The sequence below is a fragment of the Pseudomonas shahriarae genome (assembly GCF_014268455.2).
GTDB classification, from domain to species: domain Bacteria; phylum Pseudomonadota; class Gammaproteobacteria; order Pseudomonadales; family Pseudomonadaceae; genus Aquipseudomonas; species Aquipseudomonas shahriarae.
In genome coordinates, this window is record NZ_CP077085.1 from 18,801 (window position 1) to 36,269 (window position 17,469).

Genomic DNA, 17,469 nt, shown 5'->3' on the forward strand with positions numbered 1-17,469 from the left:
TACCGGCTACACCTACAGTGAAGGAACCGGGCCCCTAGAAAAGAGCGCTGCTTTATACCAGAAAGACCCCAGTGCAACAACAGCCGGTGTGTTTTTCCCGCTGTAAATCTCGCCCAAGCAGCTCTCAAGCGCTGCCAGGGTGGGCCGCCGTGCCGCCGGACCGCTCGTCGCACCGAATGATTTATCGCCGCTGTTTGTAGGCCAAGGCCCCGGGCAAAATGACCTGAAGCGCCATCAAAACAGTATTTGTCCTAAATGCACAGGCAAAAATGGGCTAGTCATTTGTGAATCAGGCCACTACGGTAGGCCTTTTCCAGACTGCACTCGCAGATGGGCCTCCGATCTGCAAAGGAAACCGACCATGCGCCTCGCTGCCCTGCCACTTCTACTCGCCCCGCTCTTCCTCGCCCCGCTGGCCCAGGCGGCCTCCACGTTGAGCGTCTGCACCGAGGCCAGCCCCGAAGGGTTCGATGTGGTGCAGTACAACTCGCTGACCACCACCAACGCCTCGGCGGATGTGCTGATGAACCGCCTGGTGGACTACGACGCCACGAGCGGCAAGCTGGTGCCGAGCCTGGCCGACAGCTGGGAAGTCTCGCCGGACGGCCTGACCTACACCTTTAAATTGCACCCCGGCGTCAAATTCCACCGCACTGCGTATTTCAGCCCAAGCCGCAGCCTTACCGCCGAAGATGTACGTTTCAGCTTCGAGCGCATGCTCGACCCGGCCAATCCCTGGCACCAGATCGCCCAGAGCGGCTTCCCCCACGCCCAGTCCTTGCAACTGCCGGCGCTGATCAAAAAGATCGACGCCCTGGATCCGCTGACCGTGCGCTTTACCCTGGATCACGCCGACTCCACGTTCCTCGCCGCGCTGAGCATGGGCTTTGCCTCGATCTACCCGGCCGAATACGCCGACAAGTTGCTCAAGGCCGGCACCCCGGAAAAGCTCAATAGCCAACCCATCGGCACCGGCCCCTTTGTTTTCGGGCGTTTCCAGAAAGATGCAGCGATTCGCTACAAAGCCAACCCGGATTACTTCGCCGGCAAGCCTGCTGTGGATAACTTGATCTTTGCCATCACCCCGGACGCCAACGTACGCCTGCAGAAACTGCGCCGGGATGAGTGCCAGATCGCCTTGTCACCCAAGCCCCTGGATATCGGCGAGGCGCAAAAGGATGCGGCGCTCAAGGTGGAAAAGACCGCAGCCTTCATGACCGCGTTTGTGGCCATCAACAGCCAGCACCCACCGTTGGACAAGCCAGAAGTGCGCCAGGCGATCAACCTGGCCTTCGACAAGGCCAGCTACCTCAAGGCCGTGTTTGAAGGCACCGCCGAAGCCGCCACCGGCCCCTACCCGCCCAATACCTGGGGTTTTGCCAAGGAATTGCCGGGTTATCCACAGGACATCGCCAAGGCCAAGGCCCTGCTGGCCCGCGCCGGGCTGAGTGACGGCTTCAAGACCACCCTTTGGACCCGGCCCTCGGGCAGCCTGCTCAACCCCAACCCAAGCCTGGGCGCACAACTGCTGCAGGCGGACCTGGCCAAGGTCGGCATCCAGGCCGAGATCCGCGTGATCGAATGGGGCGAGCTGATCCGCCGCGCCAAGGCTGGCGAGCACGACCTGCTGTTTATGGGCTGGGCCGGCGACAACGGCGACCCGGATAACTTCCTGACCCCGCAGTTTTCCTGCGCGGCGGTAAAATCCGGCACCAACTTTGCCCGTTACTGCGACCCGGCACTGGACAAGCTGATCAGTGCCGGCAAGACCACCAATGAGCAAGGCGTGCGCAGCAAGCTGTATCAACAGGCACAGGCGCAGATCCAGCAGCAGGCGCTGTGGTTGCCACTGGCTCATCCGACGGCCTTTGCCCTGACCCGTAAAAATGTCGAGGGGTATCAGGTCAGCCCGTTTGGGCGCCAGGATTTCTCCAAGGTCAGCGTGAAGCCCTGACCCGGCCGTTGTAGGAGCCGGCAAGCCGACCCCTGCAAGCAACTGCGTTACAGCCAACCGTATTCGGCCATCGACAGCGGGTCACCGTCGCCGATAATGATGTGATCCAGTACCCGCACGTCCACCAGATCGAGGGCCCTTTGCAGATGCTTGGTCAGTTTTCGATCAGCAATGCTGGGCTCGGCATTCCCGGAGGGGTGGTTGTGGCACAGGATCAACGCCGCTGCGTTGTAGTCCAGGGCGCGCTTGACCACCTGTCGCGGGTACACCATGGCATTGTCTATGGTGCCCTGGAACAGCGCTTCGAAGCCCAGCACCCGGTGCCTTGAATCAAGAAACAGGCAGCCGAATATTTCGTGGGGCTCATGGCGCAGCAGCGCCTTGAGGTAGTCACGCACGGCAACCGGGCTTTCCAGCACCGACTCATTGCGCACATGCTCGGCCAGATGGCGCCGGCCCATTTCCAGCACCGCCTGCAACTGGGCGAACTTAGCCGGCCCCAGGCCCAGATGCTGGATGAAGACGGTTTGGCGGGCCTCCAGCAACGAACGCAGGCTGCCAAATTGCCCCAGCAGATGGCGCGCCAAGTCCACCGCGCTTTTACCCGAGACGCCGGTACGCAGGAAAATCGCCAGCAACTCGGCATCCGAGAGACTTGCCGCCCCCAACTCCAAAAGCTTCTCCCGCGGGCGCTCCGCCGCAGGCCAATTGCGAATACTCATGGCACCTCCGTGTGCATGTGCGCCGCTGTTGCATGGCGGACGCTGTGTTATCTTAGCCGCTCTTTTTTGCGCGCGATTTCACCTGGGGAGGGGGGATCGCAACGCCATCACTGAACTGGAAAGGCAAACCAATGCAGCGTCTGTATCGGAAACGCATCGTTCTCGGCGTCGGCGGCGGTATTGCCGCCTACAAGAGCGCAGAGTTGGTTCGCAGGCTCCTGGACCAGGGCGCCGAAGTGCGCGTGGTCATGACCCGTGGCGGCAGTGAGTTCATTACCCCGCTGACCATGCAGGCCCTGTCCGGCCACCCGGTGCACCTGGACCTGCTGGACCCGGCAGCCGAAGCCGCCATGGGCCATATCGAACTGGCCAAATGGGCCGACCTGGTGCTGATCGCACCCGCCACTGCTGACCTCATCGCGCGCCTCGCCCAAGGCATTGCCGACGACCTGCTGACCACGCTGGTGCTGGCCACCGACGCCACCGTCACCATCGCCCCGGCAATGAACCAGGCCATGTGGCGCGACCCCGCCACCCAGGCCAACACCCAACTCCTGCAAAGCCGTGGCCTCAAGGTCTTCGGCCCGGCCTCCGGCAGCCAGGCCTGTGGCGACGTCGGCCTGGGGCGCATGCTCGAAGCCACGGACCTGGCGCTGTGTGCCGCCGAGTGCTTCCAGCATCTGGCCCTGACCGGTAAGCACGTACTGATTACCGCCGGCCCGACCCAGGAAAACATCGACCCGGTGCGCTACATCACCAACCATAGCTCAGGGAAAATGGGCTTTGCCCTGGCAGAAGCGGCGGTTGAGGCAGGCGCACGCGTGACTCTGATCACCGGCCCGGTGCATCTGCCGACCCCGGACCGGGTCACCCGCATCGACGTAGTCAGCGCCCGCGACATGCTCGCTGCCTGTGAGGCGGCGATTCCCTGCGATGTGTTTATCGCGTCGGCAGCGGTCGCAGACTACCGCCCGGAAGTGGTTGCCCCACAAAAACTCAAGAAAGACCCTACAAGCGGCGACGGCCTGCTCCTGCAAATGGTGCGCAACCCGGACATTTTGGCCACCATCGCCACCCGCGCGGATCGTCCGTTCAGCGTCGGTTTCGCTGCCGAAACCGAAAACCTGCTGGACTACGCCGCACGCAAACTGAAAGACAAAAACCTCGACCTGATCGTTGCCAATGACGTCGCCAACCCGAGCATCGGCTTCAACAGCGAGGAAAACGCCTGCAGCGTGATTGATCGCGAGCTGCACGCCACCCTTTTCGCCCAGACCAGCAAGGGCAAGATTGCCCGCCAACTGATCTCTTTTATCGCCCAACGGCTGAACCAGGTTTAATGTCCATGCACGCTTTGCAAGCCAAGATCCTCGACCCCCGCCTCGGCACCGACTTCCCACTGCCGGCCTACGCCACACCGGGCTCCGCCGGCCTGGACCTGCGCGCCATGCTCAAGCAAGACACCGTCCTTGAGCCGGGCCAGACCCTGCTGATCCCCACCGGCCTGTCGATCTACGTCGGCGACCCCGGCCTGGCCGCCTTGATCCTGCCGCGCTCCGGCCTGGGTCACAAACACGGGATCGTGCTGGGCAACCTGGTGGGCTTGATCGACTCGGACTACCAGGGCGAATTGATGGTCTCGTGCTGGAACCGTGGCCAGACTGCCTTCAACATCGCCGTCGGCGAGCGCATTGCTCAACTGGTCCTGGTGCCGGTGGTGCAGGCACATTTCGAACTGGTCACCGAGTTCGACGAAACCCAGCGTGGCGCGGGCGGTTTCGGGCATTCCGGCAGCCACTGACTACGCTCAGGCATGCCGGACTCTGCGTCCGACATGCCCCAGTGGCATTTTCGCACCACGAACTCTAGGGCAAAAACGCCGTCTTACCCTTCAGTTTGAGCCTGCCGGTCGCCACATTCAGGCCTGTCCGCCCCGTATCGATGGAGTTTCCCCAGTGATGAGCAACGCAGCCCCAGTCGCACCGACGTTTCCCGACAGCATTTTCCGCGCCTACGACATCCGTGGTGTCGTCCCGAAAACCCTGACCGCCGAAACCGCCTACTGGATCGGCCGCGCCATCGGCTCGCAAAGCCTGGCCCAGGGCGAGCCCAACGTCTCTGTGGGACGTGACGGTCGCCTGTCCGGCCCCGAGCTGGTGGAGCGCCTGATCCAGGGCCTGGCCGACAGCGGCTGTCATGTCAGCGACGTTGGCCTGGTGCCGACCCCGGCGCTGTACTACGCCGCCAACGTGCTGGCCGGCAAATCCGGCGTGATGCTCACTGGCAGCCACAACCCATCGGACTACAACGGCTTCAAGATCGTGATTGCCGGCGATACCCTTGCCAACGAACAGATCCAGGCCCTGCACACTCGCCTCAAGACCAATGACCTGACCAGCGGTAAGGGCAGCATCACCAAGGTCGATATCCTCCAGCGCTACTCGGACGAAATCACCCGTGACGTCAAGCTCGAGCGGCGCCTGAAAGTCGTGGTGGACTGCGGCAACGGCGCGGCCGGCGTGATCGCCCCGCAACTGCTCGAAGCCTTGAACTGCGAAGTGATCCCGCTGTTCTGCGAAGTCGACGGCAATTTCCCCAACCATCACCCGGACCCGGGCAAGCCTGAAAATCTGGTGGACCTGATCGCCAAGGTCGCAGAAGTGGGCGCCGATGTCGGCCTGGCCTTCGATGGCGACGGCGACCGCGTAGGCGTGGTGACCAACACCGGCAGCATCGTGTTCCCCGACCGCCTGCTGATGCTGTTCGCCCGCGACGTAGTGGCGCGCAACCCCGGTGCCGAGATCATCTTCGACGTCAAATGCACCCGGCGCCTGACGCCGTTGATCAAGGAATACGGCGGCCGCCCACTGATGTGGAAGACCGGTCACTCGTTGATCAAAAAGAAAATGAAAGAAACCGGCGCCCTGCTGGCCGGCGAAATGAGCGGCCATGTGTTCTTCAAGGAGCGCTGGTTCGGTTTTGACGACGGCATCTACAGCGCCGCCCGCCTGCTGGAGATCCTCAGCAAGGAAAAATCCAGCGCTGAAGACTTGTTCGAGACCTTCCCGAACGATATTTCTACGCCGGAAATCAATATCCATGTGACCGAAGAGAGCAAATTCAGCATCATTGACGCATTGCACGATGCGCAATGGGGTGCAGGCGCCAACCTGACCACCATTGATGGTGTGCGAGTCGATTATGCCGAAGGCTGGGGCCTGGTTCGCGCGTCCAACACCACTCCGGTGCTGGTTCTGCGTTTCGAGGCGGATACCGAGGCCGAGTTGCAGCGCATCAAGGACGTGTTCCACGCCCAGTTGAAACGTGTTGCCCCTGATCTCCAACTACCGTTCTGATTATTTGCCCCGGAGCCCTGAATGACCCTCGAACGCGAAGCCGCCGCCAACACCGCCAAGGTCCTTTCCGAAGCGTTGCCTTACATTCGACGCTACGTCGGCAAGACGCTGGTGATCAAGTACGGCGGCAATGCCATGGAAAGCGACGAGCTGAAAACCGGCTTTGCCCGTGACATCGTGCTGATGAAAGCTGTCGGGATCAACCCGGTGGTGGTGCACGGCGGCGGCCCGCAAATCGGTGACCTGCTCAAGCGCCTGTCCATCGAGAGTCATTTCATCGACGGCATGCGCGTTACCGATGCGCAGACCATGGACGTGGTGGAGATGGTCCTGGGCGGCCAGGTGAACAAAGACATCGTCAACCTGATCAACCGTCACGGCGGCAGCGCCATCGGCCTGACCGGCAAGGACGCCGAGCTGATCCGTGCGAAGAAACTTACCGTGACCCGCAAGACTCCGGAGATGACCCAGCCGGAAATCATCGACATCGGCCAGGTGGGCGAAGTGATCGGCATCAACACCGATTTGCTCAACCTGCTGGTCAAGGGCGACTTCATCCCGGTCATCGCGCCGATTGGCGTGGGGGCCAATGGCGAGTCCTACAACATCAACGCCGATCTGGTGGCGGGCAAGGTGGCCGAGGCACTCAAGGCCGAGAAGCTGATGCTGCTGACCAATATCGCCGGCCTGATGGACAAGGAAGGCAAGGTTCTGACCGGCCTGACTACCCAGCAAGTCGACGATCTGATCGCCGACGGCACCATCTACGGCGGCATGCTGCCGAAGATCCGCTGCGCACTGGAAGCGGTGCAGGGTGGCGTAGGCAGCTCGCTGATCATCGACGGCCGGGTGCCCAATGCGGTGCTGCTGGAGATCTTCACTGATACGGGCATGGGTACGCTGATCAGCAATCGCAAGCGTCCGTAAGCGCTGAAACAAAAAGCCCCCGTTCAACTGGATTGAACGGGGGCTTTTTTGTGGCCAATCTGCAACAGGGTGGGTATCCCCTGTGTCAGACGCCAAACTGCTCGCGGTACGCACGCACTGCCGGCAGATGCTGCTTGAGCTGCGGGTCGTCTTCCAGGAACTGCAATACCTGGTTCAGCGACACGATGCTCACCACGGGAATCCCGAAGTCACGTTCCACTTCCTGGATCGCCGACAACTCACCGTTGCCGCGTTCCTGGCGGTTCAACGCGATCAGCACGCCCGCAGCCTTGGCGCCGTCCTGGGACGCAATGATCTGCATCACTTCACGAATCGCGGTACCGGCAGTGATCACGTCGTCGATGATCAGCACATCGCCGGTCAGCGGCGCGCCGACCAGGCTGCCGCCCTCACCGTGGGCCTTGGCTTCCTTGCGGTTGAAGCACCACGGCAGATCGCGGTCGTGGTGTTCAGCCAGGGCCACTGCGGTTGCGGCGGCCAACGGAATACCTTTGTAGGCCGGGCCAAACAGCACGTCGAAGGCAATACCGCTTTCAACGATGGCGGCGGCGTAGAAACGCCCCAGTTGCGCCAGGGCAGAACCCGAGTTGAACAGGCCGGCATTGAAGAAGTATGGGCTGGTGCGCCCGGACTTGAGGGTGAACTCACCGAAGCGCAAAACCCCGCGATCGATGGCAAAACGAATGAAATCGCGTTGATACGCCTGCATGAAAAAAGCCTCAGATACCACGGATTTAGCTAAATAGGTAGACGGCGTGTATCATACACGCACGCGATTTTTGGGGCCATTTATGCGGATCATCAGTGTGAACGTTAATGGTATTCAGGCTGCAGTCGAGCGTGGTTTGCTCAGTTGGCTGCAAGCCCAGAATGCCGACGTCATCTGCCTGCAGGACACCCGCGCCTCCGCCTTTGAACTGGACGACCCAGCCTTCCAACTGGATGGCTACTTCCTTTATGCCTGTGATGCCGAAGTCCCTGCCCAAGGTGGCGTGGCTCTGTACTCACGGTTGCAACCCAAGGCGGTCATCAGCGGCCTCGGCTTCGAGACAGCCGATCGCTACGGGCGCTACCTGCAAGCCGATTTCGACAAAGTCAGTATTGCTACCTTGCTGCTCCCTTCGGGGATGAACGGCGATGAAGACTTGAACCAGAAGTTCAAGCTAATGGACGATTTCGCCCGTTATCTGGATAAACAGCGACGCAAACGCCGCGAGTACATTTATTGTGGCTCGTTGTACGTGGCGCAACAGAAGCTGGATATCAAGAACTGGCGCGACAGCCAGCAATCCCCGGGCTTCCTGGCGCCGGAACGGGCCTGGATGGACGAGATTGTCGGCAACATGGGGTATGTAGATGCCCTGCGTGAAGTCAGCCGCGAAGGCGACCAGTACAGCTGGTGGCCGGACAACGAACAGGCCGAGATGCTTAATCTGGGCTGGCGCTTTGACTACCAGTTGCTGACCCCCGGCCTGCGCCGGTTTGTCCGCAGCGCACGTCTGCCGCGTCAACCGCGCTTCTCGCAACATGCGCCGTTGATCGTGGACTACGACTGGACCTTGACCATCTGAGGTCAATATCCAGGTACAAAAAAACCGACATCGCTGTCGGTTTTTTTGTGGGCGATCATTATTTGATCAATCGCCAGGTGAGCGGGTAACGGTAGGCAATGCCTTTGTTGGCCTTGATCCCGCCAATGATGGTCAAGATCAGTGCGGCAATTACCAGCACCACCATCAACAGGAAGCCGATCACCACGAACCCCAGGACAAAGCAGACCAGCCAGGCGATGGCCACGGTCAGCTGGAAGTTCAGCGCTTCCTTGCCCTGGTCGTCGATCAGCGGGTCCATGTCCTTCTTCACCTGCCACAGGATCAATGGCCCCAACACGCTACCAAAGGGGAACACCAGGCCCAGGAACGCCGCGAAGTGACAGAGCATCGCCCATTGGCGCACTTCCTTGTTCTGGGCTGACACGGGAAGCTGGTTGTCACTCATCGCGTTGCTCCTTGAGGCCGGTTTCAGTCAGCCAGTGCGGCGTTCTGCAGTTCGAAGATTTCGCTCATGCCTTTCTGGGCCAGGGCCAGCATGGCGTTCAGGTCTGCCGGCTGGAATGGCGCGCCTTCGGCGGTGCCCTGCACTTCGATGAACCCACCGGTGCTGGTCATGACCACGTTCAGGTCGGTCTCGGCAGCCGAGTCTTCCAGGTAGTCCAGGTCCAGCACCGGCTCGCCCTGGTACATGCCCACCGATACGGCGGCAATCATCTGCTTGAGCGGGTCGCCGCCTTTCAGGCCGCCGCGCTTCTTGATCACTTTCAGCGCGTCGACCAGGGCCACCATGGCGCCAGTGATGGAGGCGGTGCGGGTGCCGCCGTCGGCCTGGATCACGTCGCAGTCGACGTACAGGGTTACATCGCCCAGTTTAGACATGTCCAGCGCAGCGCGCAGGGAACGGCCGATCAGACGCTGGATTTCCAGGGTACGACCGCCCTGCTTGCCACGGCTGGCTTCACGCTGGTTACGCTCGCCGGTGGCGCGCGGCAACATGCCGTACTCTGCGGTCAACCAACCCTGGCCCTGCCCCTTGAGGAAACGCGGCACGCCATTCTCGACGCTGACGGTGCAGATGACCTTGGTATCGCCAAACTCGACCAGTACAGATCCCTCGGCGTGTTTGGTGTAGTTGCGGGTGATGCGGATCGAGCGGAGCTGATCGGCAGCGCGACCACTTGGACGTTTCATAGGGGATACCTGTACAGAGGACGAAAAACTGCCGAGCATTATAGAGCCGCAGGCCGCTTCTCGGCACTGCTAATAAATTCGGTAACGAATGGACAACCCCTGGCACCCTTTGTCACAGCCCGCATTTGGGGGCGCCCGCCCCGTTGCGCTACAATCCTGCGCCTTCGCAGCCAGTCGGCTTCAATCTACCCACCAGCCCGCCCGTTTGCGGGACTGCATCGCGAGGTACCTCCATGGTGCACAGCATGACTGCCTTTGCCCGCGTCGAAAAAGCCGGCGTCCAGGGCACCCTGAGCTGGGAATTGCGCTCGGTCAACAGCCGCTACCTGGAGCCGCACCTGCGCCTGCCCGAATCCTTCCGCGACCTTGAAGGCGCAGTGCGCGAAGCCCTGCGTGCCGGCATCTCCCGCGGCAAACTGGAATGCACCCTGCGCTTTACCGAGGAAACCACCGGCAAGCCGCTGCAGGTTGACCGCGAGCGCGCCGCGCAACTGGTCGCCGCCGCCGAGACCATCGCCAGCCTGATCAAACAGCCAGCGGCCCTGAACCCCCTGGAAGTGTTGGCCTGGCCTGGGGTGCTGGTGGCCGACGCCACTGACCCGCAAGCGCTGAACGCCGAAGCCCTGGCCCTGTTCAACCAGGGCCTCAAGGAGCTTAAAGCCGGCCGCGAGCGTGAAGGCGCCGAGCTGGCCCGCCTGATCAACGAACGCCTGACGGCCATCGAGGCCGACGTCGTGACCCTGCGCGAACTGGTGCCGCAGATGCTGACCACCCAGCGTCAGAAAGTCCTCGACCGCTTCACCGACATGAAGGCCGACCTCGACCCGGTGCGCCTGGAACAGGAAATGGTCCTGCTCGCACAAAAAAGCGACGTCGCCGAAGAACTCGACCGCCTGAGCACCCATATTCTGGAAGTGCGCCGCGTGCTCAAGTCGGCCGGTGCCGCCGGTCGGCGCCTGGACTTCCTGATGCAGGAACTCAACCGCGAAGCCAATACACTGGGCTCCAAAGCCTTCGATCCGCGCAGCACCACGGCGGCGGTCAACCTCAAAGTGTTGATCGAGCAAATGCGCGAACAAGTACAGAATATTGAGTAAGGCAACTCCCATGACCCACAGCACCGGCACCCTGTACATCATTTCCGCCCCCTCGGGCGCGGGCAAAAGCAGCCTGGTCAAGGCCCTGACCGACACCAACCCGGAGATCCGCGTATCGGTCTCCCACACCACTCGCGCCATGCGCCCGGGTGAGGTGAACGGCGTGAACTATCACTTCGTCGAACGCAGCGAATTCGTGAAGATGATCGAACACGGGGACTTCCTGGAGCGCGCCGAGGTGTTCGGCAACCTCTATGGCACGTCCCAGAGCCACTTGCAGCAGACCCTGGACGAAGGCCACGACCTGATCCTGGAAATCGACTGGCAGGGCGCCGAACAGGTGCGCCAATTGATGCCCAAGGCGCGCTCGATCTTTATCCTGCCGCCGTCCCTGGAGGCCTTGCACCAGCGCCTGACCAATCGCGGCCAGGACAGCGACCAGGTCATCGACGGCCGCATGCGCGAAGCCGTCAGTGAAATGAGCCACTATGTGGACTACGACTACCTGATCATCAACGACGATTTTTCCCACGCCCTGGACGACTTGAAGGCGATTTTCCGCGCCAATCAGCTCCAGCAAAAACGCCAACAGCAGCGTTTTGGCAAATTGTTGGCCGAACTGCTCGGTTGAATGGCTCTTCCCAAAACCGCTGCAAGGGCCTTACATTGGCACTTGTAGCGTGTTTGCCGGGGCCTGCAGAAAATCAGCGCTTCCCTAAACGCTGGTGATTTTTTAAACTGTTGAGTCCGCTCGCCCAACCGGGCAGCGCGCATCTTGCATTCGCTCCGAGGAATACCATGGCCCGCGTAACCGTTGAAGACTGCCTAGAACACGTGGATAACCGCTTTGAGCTGGTCATGCTCTCTACCAAGCGTGCCCGTCAATTGGCCACTGGCGGCAAAGAGCCACTGCTCAATTGGGAAAATGACAAGCCTACCGTGATGGCCCTGCGCGAAATCGCTGCCGGCGTGATGAGCTATGAATACATTGCCAGCGCTGAAATCGTTGAAGACGAACCGCTGTTTGCAGCGTTCGAGGACGAGTCCAACGAGGCCGTCTAAGCCTATGCCTGGTCGACGTAGCACGGCGCGGGGTCACAGCCTTCGGCAGGAGTTAACACTTTGCCGAGCATAGACGCCCTCGCCGATCGCTTATCGACCTACCTCGGCACCGACCAGGTCAACCTGGTCCGCCGAGCGTATTTCTACGCCGAACAAGCCCACGACGGCCAACGCCGCCGCAGCGGCGAGGCGTATGTCACCCATCCTCTTGCGGTGGCCAATATTCTTGCCGACATGCACATGGACCATCAGAGCCTGATGGCTGCGATGCTGCATGACGTGATCGAAGACACCGGCATTGCCAAGGAAGCGCTCAGTGCGCAATTTGGCGAAACCGTGGCCGACCTGGTCGACGGGGTCAGCAAGCTGACCCAGATGAACTTCGAGACCAAGGCCGAGGCCCAGGCGGAAAACTTCCAGAAGATGGCCATGGCCATGGCCCGGGACATCCGGGTGATCCTGGTCAAGCTGGCCGACCGGCTGCACAACATGCGCACGCTGGAAGTGCTGTCCGGTGAGAAACGCCGGCGCATTGCCAAGGAAACCCTGGAAATCTACGCGCCCATCGCCAACCGGCTGGGCATGCATGCCATTCGTATCGAATTCGAAGACCTGGGTTTCAAGGCGATGCACCCGATGCGCTCGGCGCGCATCTACCAGGCGGTCAAGCGCGCCCGGGGCAATCGCAAGGAAATCGTCAACAAGATCGAAGAGTCCCTGAGCCACTGCCTGGCAATCGACGAGATTGAAGGCGAAGTCAGCGGGCGGCAGAAGCATATCTACGGCATCTACAAGAAGATGCGCGGCAAGCGCCGGGCCTTCAACGAGATCATGGACGTGTATGCGTTCCGGATCATCGTCGACAAGGTCGATACCTGCTACCGCGTGCTGGGCGCTGTACATAATTTGTACAAACCCCTGCCAGGCCGCTTCAAGGACTACATCGCCATCCCCAAAGCCAACGGCTATCAGTCGCTGCATACCACGCTGTTCGGTATGCATGGGGTGCCGATCGAGATCCAGATCCGCACCCGGGAAATGGAAGAGATGGCCAACAACGGCATCGCCGCCCATTGGCTGTACAAATCCAGCGGCGACGAGCAGCCCAAAGGCACCCATGCCCGCGCCCGCCAGTGGGTCAAGGGCGTGCTGGAAATGCAGCAACGTGCCGGCAACTCCCTGGAATTCATCGAAAGCGTGAAAATCGACCTGTTCCCTGACGAGGTCTACGTGTTCACGCCAAAAGGCCGGATCATGGAGCTGCCCAAGGGCTCCACGGCGGTCGACTTTGCCTACGCAGTGCACACCGACGTCGGCAACAGTTGCATCGCCTGCCGGATCAACCGCCGCCTGGCCCCGCTGTCGGAACCGCTGCAAAGCGGCTCCACCGTGGAGATCGTCAGTGCGCCGGGGGCACGGCCGAACCCGGCCTGGCTCAACTTCGTAGTCACCGGCAAGGCCCGCACCCATATCCGCCACGCCCTGAAGCTGCAACGCCGCTCCGAGTCCATCAGCCTGGGCGAACGCCTGCTGAACAAGGTGCTCAACGGTTTCGACAGTTCCTTGGAGAAGATCCCCGCCGAGCGCGTGCAGGCGATCCTCCACGAGTACCGCCAGGAAGCCATCGAGGACTTGCTCGAAGACATCGGCCTGGGCAATCGCATGGCCTACGTGGTCGCCCGCCGCCTGCTCGGCGAGGGCGAGCAACTGCCGAGCCCCGAAGGCCCGCTGGCCATTCGCGGCACCGAAGGCCTGGTGCTGAGCTACGCCAAATGCTGCACACCGATCCCGGGCGACCCGATTGTCGGCCACCTGTCCGCCGGCAAAGGCATGGTCGTGCACCTGGACAACTGCCGCAATATCAGCGAAATACGCCACAACCCGGAAAAATGCATCCAGCTGTCCTGGGCCAAGGATGTGACCGGCGAATTCAACGTCGAGCTGCGGGTCGAGCTGGAGCATCAGCGCGGCCTGATCGCCTTGCTGGCCAGTAGCGTCAACGCCGCCGACGGCAATATCGAAAAAATCAGCATGGACGAACGTGATGGTCGCATCAGCGTGGTCCAACTGGTGGTCAGCGTGCACGACCGTGTACACCTGGCCCGCGTGATCAAGAAACTGCGTGCCCTGACTGGGGTTATCCGCATCACTCGCATGCGCGCATAACGCCTCCCCCTATAGCCCGGACATTACAAGGAGTCATTTATGACCAAGACTGTTATCACCAGCGACAAGGCACCTGCTGCCATCGGTACTTATTCCCAGGCGATCAAGGCGGGCAACACCGTCTACATGTCCGGCCAGATCCCTCTGGACCCAAAGACCATGGAACTGGTTGAAGGCTTCGAAGCCCAGACCGTACAAGTCTTCGAAAACCTCAAGTCGGTAGCCGAAGCCGCAGGCGGTTCGTTCAAGGACATCGTCAAGCTGAACATCTTCCTCACCGACCTGAGCCACTTCGCCAAGGTCAACGAGATCATGGGCAAGTACTTCGAACAACCCTACCCAGCCCGCGCCGCCATTGGCGTTGCCGCCCTTCCCAAGGGCTCCCAGGTTGAGATGGACGCGATTCTGGTCATCGAGTAATACATTCGGCGCAACCCACAGGGTTGCGCCGACTTCGTTTTAAAAGGATTTCATAATGCGCAAAGCGCTCGTTGCCTCCACGCTGCTCGCCCTGTTCCTTGGCGGCTGTGCCAGCAATCCTGCCACCCGGGATGTGAGCGGCACCTGGATCAACCAGGTCGCCATTGATGCGGCGTCCAAGGGCGGCCCTTTGCGCGAAGCCCTGCAAGCCTACGGTCCGAACCTCGAATGGGAGGTCAACACCAAGGCCAACCAAGCACGCTACTTCAATGGCTTTGAACGCCCCGAAGGCACCCTGGCCGGGGAAAAGTCCGGCACCTGGAACGTTGATTTCTACGGTAGCTCGACCACCGAACTCAAGCGCAAGGGCAAACAGCTGCTGCAAGTGGCCAACGACAACGAGCCCGAACAGCTGTTTGACCGCCCCAAGGACCCTGCCCCCGAAGGCGCGCCCCTGGGTGCCAACTTCGAACGGGCGCTGTACTCGGCCTATATGGGCGGCAGCTGGAAAATCACCAGCGGCAGCGGCCTGGGCGCCACCGTGCAGTTCCAGGCCAACGGCCAAGTAAGCGGGCTGCCGGGCGCCGAGCAGTACTCACTGTGCCTGGCGGGCGACTGCGCCTCCATGAGCGGTGGCTACGACAGCATCTGGCTGCAACAAGGTGGCCAGGGCAACCCGTGGATCTTCAGTCGCAATGACAAGCAGTTGGAGATTTTCCAGGCGATCAATACCTCCCAGGCCGACGAAGTCCCTTCGTTTACCCCCGGGCCACGCCAGTGGTTGCTGGAAAAACAGTAACCTCAATGTGGGAGCGGGCTTGCGTGGGAGCCGGGCTTGCCCGCGATGCAGGCACCTCGGTGTGTCAGTGACACCGAGGTGATGCTGTCATAGCGATCCGACAAGCCAGCTCCCACACAAGCCGGTGCCTAGCAAGAAAAGTCAGCCTTTGAGGATAGCGGCGTAGCCTTCGCGATAACTCGGATAGGTTGGCGTCCAGCCCAGCGCCTTGGCCCGCGCATTGCTGCACTGCTTGCTGCCCGCGCGCCGCACGCTGGCGTCTTCGGCCCACTCGGTCACCCCAAGGTACTCACGCAGCCAGCCCACAACCTCAGCCAGCGGCGCCGGCGCGTCGTCGACGCCGATATAGACCTTGTCCAACGAACCGCCCTGCTCTACATGTTGCAGCAGAAACGCCAACAACCCTGCCGCATCATCAACATGTATCCGGTTGCCGTACAAAGGCGGCTCCACCGCCACGCGATAGCCCTGGCGCACCTGGCTCAACAACCATTCACGCCCCGGCCCGTAGATACCGGTCAAGCGCACAGTCGTGGCCGGGATGCCGCTGTCGAATGCTACTTGCTCGGCTTCCAGCATCACCTGCCCGGAATAGCCAAGGGCCTGGGTAGTCGACGTCTCATCGACCCATTCGCCATTTTGCTGCCCATAGACACTGCTGCTGGACACAAACACAAGCTGCTTGGGCTGCTGGCCATAGTCGTCAAGCCATTCCAGCACATGCTGCAAGCCTTCGACATAGGCCTTGCGATAGCCCGCTTCGTCATGGTCGGTGGCGGCTGCGCAGTACACCAGGTAGTCCACACCGCCGATCGGCCAGGTGTCGGGACAATCCTTTTTGAACAGGTCGCCGGCAATCCCGATCACCCCTTCGGGCAGGCGCGAGACATTACGCCGCAGGCCATGCACCTCCCATCCGGCAGCCAGCAATTGACTAGCCAGCCGACTACCTACATCACCACAACCGGCGATCACCACAGAAGGCGCAGACATCACAAAACTCCGTTCTCAAAGGTCTAGATTAGCCCTCGCAGGTGACCAGCGGCCAGAAAAAGCACAAATAAAGATACTGTATTACTTCTGTTAACAAGAATTACTTGCAATAATAACCGCCCATTTGTCCTCGACCCTTTATGCGGTCTGGCAGGGCAAGCCCTTATTTTTTCTATCAGGTCCGGCCAGCATGACACGCAATAACCTCCCCGCTTCGCCAACCAAGCCTCACAGCCCGTCCCGCGTCTGGCGCGCGATAACTGCGTTGCTGTTCAGCGTCCTGCTGGCACCGACCGCCGCGCTCGCCGATGCCACGGCACCGGCCACTCCGCCTGCCGCTACTGCGCCAGCCCCGGCCGCGGCCCCCGCACTTGAGCAAAATGCCGCAGCACCCGGTGCTCCAGCTGTCGCTCCTGCGGCCACCGACCCGGCTGCTGCCGAAGGCGTAGCCCCGCAAGATGAAACCGGCGTGGTTCTGGAAGAAGACAACACCCTGGGCATGGCCCACGACCTGTCGCCTTGGGGCATGTATCAGAACGCTGACATCATCGTGAAGATCGTGATGATCGGCCTGGCCATCGCCTCGATCATCACCTGGACCATCTGGATTGCCAAAGGCTTCGAGCTGCTGGGCGCCAAACGCCGCCTGCGCACTGAAATCGCCAACCTGAAAAAAGCCACCACCCTTAAAGAAGCCAGCGAAAGCGCGGCCATCAAGGGCACCCTGGCCCACCTGCTGGTACACGACGCACTGGAAGAAATGCGTCTGTCGGCCAACACCCGCGAAAAGGAAGGCATCAAGGAACGCGTGAGCTTCCGCCTGGAGCGCCTGGTGGCAGCCTGCGGTCGCAACATGAGCAACGGCACCGGCGTGCTGGCGACCATCGGTTCCACCGCGCCGTTCGTCGGTCTGTTCGGTACCGTGTGGGGCATCATGAACAGCTTCATCGGCATCGCCAAGACCCAGACAACCAACCTCGCCGTCGTTGCCCCCGGCATCGCCGAAGCCCTGCTGGCAACTGCCCTGGGCCTGGTCGCCGCAATTCCGGCGGTGGTGATCTACAACGTATTCGCCCGTTCGATCGCCGGCTACAAGGCCCAGGTGTCGGACGCTTCGGCAGAAGTCCTGTTGCTGGTCAGCCGCGACCTCGATCACCTGCCTACCGAGCGCAGCTCGCAACCGCACATGGTGAAAGTGGGGTAATCGG

At 61.3% G+C, this 17,469-nt stretch carries 17 protein-coding genes and 1 pseudogene; 13 read left to right on the top strand and 5 right to left on the bottom strand.

The annotated features are described in order from the left end of the window. Nucleotides 1–361 precede the first annotated feature (361 nt). On the top strand, nt 362–1,954 hold the full coding sequence (locus HU773_RS00100) for an ABC transporter substrate-binding protein (RefSeq protein WP_057960998.1): 1,593 nt from the start codon (nt 362–364) through the stop codon (nt 1,952–1,954). A 47-nt stretch (nt 1,955–2,001) separates the two neighbouring features. Here HU773_RS00100 and radC read toward each other — a convergent pair whose 3' ends face one another. After that, on the bottom strand, nt 2,002–2,676 hold the full coding sequence (radC, locus tag HU773_RS00105; protein ID WP_186625825.1) for a RadC family protein: 675 nt from the start codon (nt 2,674–2,676) through the stop codon (nt 2,002–2,004). 131 nt (nt 2,677–2,807) lie between these two features. Between radC and coaBC the strand changes: the two genes are divergently transcribed. The 4 genes and pseudogenes from coaBC to argB all read left to right on the top strand — a co-directional run bounded on the left by coaBC (nt 2,808) and on the right by argB (nt 6,959). Further along, entirely contained in the window at nt 2,808–4,016 is a 1,209-nt protein-coding gene (coaBC, locus tag HU773_RS00110; RefSeq protein ID WP_186625826.1) for a bifunctional phosphopantothenoylcysteine decarboxylase/phosphopantothenate--cysteine ligase CoaBC, read from the top strand. Between the two features lie 5 nt (nt 4,017–4,021). Continuing rightward, nucleotides 4,022–4,477, top strand: coding sequence for a dUTP diphosphatase (gene dut / locus HU773_RS00115; RefSeq protein WP_057961001.1), 456 nt, complete (start codon nt 4,022–4,024; stop codon nt 4,475–4,477). Nucleotides 4,478–4,625: 148 nt separating this feature from the next. Continuing rightward, nucleotides 4,626–6,032: pseudogene (locus HU773_RS00120) on the top strand (phosphomannomutase/phosphoglucomutase); the annotation flags it as partial. A gap of 21 nt (nt 6,033–6,053) precedes the next feature. After that, a complete protein-coding gene (gene argB, locus HU773_RS00125) occupies nt 6,054–6,959 on the top strand; it encodes an acetylglutamate kinase (protein ID WP_029289812.1) in 906 nt (301 codons plus the stop codon). Between the two features lie 85 nt (nt 6,960–7,044). Here argB and pyrE read toward each other — a convergent pair whose 3' ends face one another. Continuing rightward, entirely contained in the window at nt 7,045–7,689 is a 645-nt protein-coding gene (gene pyrE / locus HU773_RS00130) for an orotate phosphoribosyltransferase (RefSeq protein WP_057444213.1), read from the bottom strand. Nucleotides 7,690–7,771: 82 nt separating this feature from the next. Between pyrE and crc the strand changes: the two genes are divergently transcribed. Further along, nucleotides 7,772–8,551, top strand: a complete 780-nt coding sequence (crc, locus tag HU773_RS00135; protein WP_029289816.1) for a catabolite repression control protein Crc — start codon at nt 7,772–7,774, stop codon at nt 8,549–8,551. Nucleotides 8,552–8,609: 58 nt separating this feature from the next. Here the strand turns inward: crc and HU773_RS00140 are convergent, their stop codons facing one another. After that, complete coding sequence (locus HU773_RS00140) at nt 8,610–8,978, bottom strand: DUF4870 domain-containing protein (RefSeq protein ID WP_120734336.1); 369 nt, start codon at nt 8,976–8,978, stop codon at nt 8,610–8,612. Between the two features lie 23 nt (nt 8,979–9,001). Then, nucleotides 9,002–9,724 (bottom strand): ribonuclease PH, encoded by a 723-nt coding sequence (gene rph, locus HU773_RS00145; protein ID WP_057961002.1) that lies wholly within the window; start codon nt 9,722–9,724, stop codon nt 9,002–9,004. 233 nt (nt 9,725–9,957) lie between these two features. Here rph and HU773_RS00150 point away from each other — a divergent pair, with 233 nt between their 5' ends. The 6 genes from HU773_RS00150 to HU773_RS00175 all read left to right on the top strand — a co-directional run bounded on the left by HU773_RS00150 (nt 9,958) and on the right by HU773_RS00175 (nt 15,268). Beyond that, a complete protein-coding gene (locus tag HU773_RS00150) occupies nt 9,958–10,821 on the top strand; it encodes a YicC/YloC family endoribonuclease (protein ID WP_186625827.1) in 864 nt (287 codons plus the stop codon). Nucleotides 10,822–10,831: 10 nt separating this feature from the next. After that, the gene (gmk, locus tag HU773_RS00155) at nt 10,832–11,452 is read left to right on the top strand and encodes a guanylate kinase (protein WP_057440511.1); all 621 of its coding nucleotides are present in this window, start codon (nt 10,832–10,834) and stop codon (nt 11,450–11,452) included. A gap of 167 nt (nt 11,453–11,619) precedes the next feature. After that, entirely contained in the window at nt 11,620–11,883 is a 264-nt protein-coding gene (gene rpoZ / locus HU773_RS00160; protein WP_057440512.1) for a DNA-directed RNA polymerase subunit omega, read from the top strand. 60 nt (nt 11,884–11,943) lie between these two features. Next, nucleotides 11,944–14,049, top strand: coding sequence for a bifunctional GTP diphosphokinase/guanosine-3',5'-bis pyrophosphate 3'-pyrophosphohydrolase (spoT, locus tag HU773_RS00165; protein ID WP_057961004.1), 2,106 nt, complete (start codon nt 11,944–11,946; stop codon nt 14,047–14,049). Nucleotides 14,050–14,088: 39 nt separating this feature from the next. After that, the gene (locus HU773_RS00170; RefSeq protein WP_025130815.1) at nt 14,089–14,469 is read left to right on the top strand and encodes a RidA family protein; all 381 of its coding nucleotides are present in this window, start codon (nt 14,089–14,091) and stop codon (nt 14,467–14,469) included. Between the two features lie 55 nt (nt 14,470–14,524). Beyond that, nucleotides 14,525–15,268 (top strand): hypothetical protein, encoded by a 744-nt coding sequence (locus tag HU773_RS00175; protein ID WP_057961005.1) that lies wholly within the window; start codon nt 14,525–14,527, stop codon nt 15,266–15,268. Between the two features lie 141 nt (nt 15,269–15,409). Here the strand turns inward: HU773_RS00175 and HU773_RS00180 are convergent, their stop codons facing one another. After that, nucleotides 15,410–16,261: an SDR family oxidoreductase gene (locus tag HU773_RS00180; protein WP_120734337.1), complete on the bottom strand. Its 852-nt coding sequence runs from the start codon at nt 16,259–16,261 to the stop codon at nt 15,410–15,412. Between the two features lie 190 nt (nt 16,262–16,451). Here HU773_RS00180 and exbB point away from each other — a divergent pair, with 190 nt between their 5' ends. Further along, nucleotides 16,452–17,465 carry a tonB-system energizer ExbB gene (exbB, locus tag HU773_RS00185; RefSeq protein WP_120734338.1) on the top strand — a complete coding sequence of 338 codons (1,014 nt, stop codon included), beginning with the start codon at nt 16,452–16,454 and terminating at the stop codon, nt 17,463–17,465. The last annotated feature ends 4 nt before the right edge of the window (nt 17,466–17,469 follow it).

Bases quoted from the DNA above. Each gene is read 5' to 3' on its own strand.
- pyrE (WP_057444213.1), bottom strand. From the start codon at position 7,689: ATGCAGGCGTATCAACGCGATTTCATTCGTTTTGCCATCGATCGCGGG.
- exbB (WP_120734338.1), top strand. From the start codon at position 16,452: ATGACACGCAATAACCTCCCCGCTTCGCCAACCAAGCCTCACAGCCCG.
- HU773_RS00175 (WP_057961005.1), top strand. From the start codon at position 14,525: ATGCGCAAAGCGCTCGTTGCCTCCACGCTGCTCGCCCTGTTCCTTGGC.
- HU773_RS00100 (WP_057960998.1), top strand. From the start codon at position 362: ATGCGCCTCGCTGCCCTGCCACTTCTACTCGCCCCGCTCTTCCTCGCC.
- HU773_RS00170 (WP_025130815.1), top strand. From the start codon at position 14,089: ATGACCAAGACTGTTATCACCAGCGACAAGGCACCTGCTGCCATCGGT.
- argB (WP_029289812.1), top strand. From the start codon at position 6,054: ATGACCCTCGAACGCGAAGCCGCCGCCAACACCGCCAAGGTCCTTTCC.
- rpoZ (WP_057440512.1), top strand. From the start codon at position 11,620: ATGGCCCGCGTAACCGTTGAAGACTGCCTAGAACACGTGGATAACCGC.
- coaBC (WP_186625826.1), top strand. From the start codon at position 2,808: ATGCAGCGTCTGTATCGGAAACGCATCGTTCTCGGCGTCGGCGGCGGT.
- HU773_RS00150 (WP_186625827.1), top strand. From the start codon at position 9,958: ATGGTGCACAGCATGACTGCCTTTGCCCGCGTCGAAAAAGCCGGCGTC.
- radC (WP_186625825.1), bottom strand. From the start codon at position 2,676: ATGAGTATTCGCAATTGGCCTGCGGCGGAGCGCCCGCGGGAGAAGCTT.
- gmk (WP_057440511.1), top strand. From the start codon at position 10,832: ATGACCCACAGCACCGGCACCCTGTACATCATTTCCGCCCCCTCGGGC.
- crc (WP_029289816.1), top strand. From the start codon at position 7,772: ATGCGGATCATCAGTGTGAACGTTAATGGTATTCAGGCTGCAGTCGAG.
- rph (WP_057961002.1), bottom strand. From the start codon at position 9,724: ATGAAACGTCCAAGTGGTCGCGCTGCCGATCAGCTCCGCTCGATCCGC.
- HU773_RS00140 (WP_120734336.1), bottom strand. From the start codon at position 8,978: ATGAGTGACAACCAGCTTCCCGTGTCAGCCCAGAACAAGGAAGTGCGC.
- dut (WP_057961001.1), top strand. From the start codon at position 4,022: ATGCACGCTTTGCAAGCCAAGATCCTCGACCCCCGCCTCGGCACCGAC.
- HU773_RS00180 (WP_120734337.1), bottom strand. From the start codon at position 16,261: ATGTCTGCGCCTTCTGTGGTGATCGCCGGTTGTGGTGATGTAGGTAGT.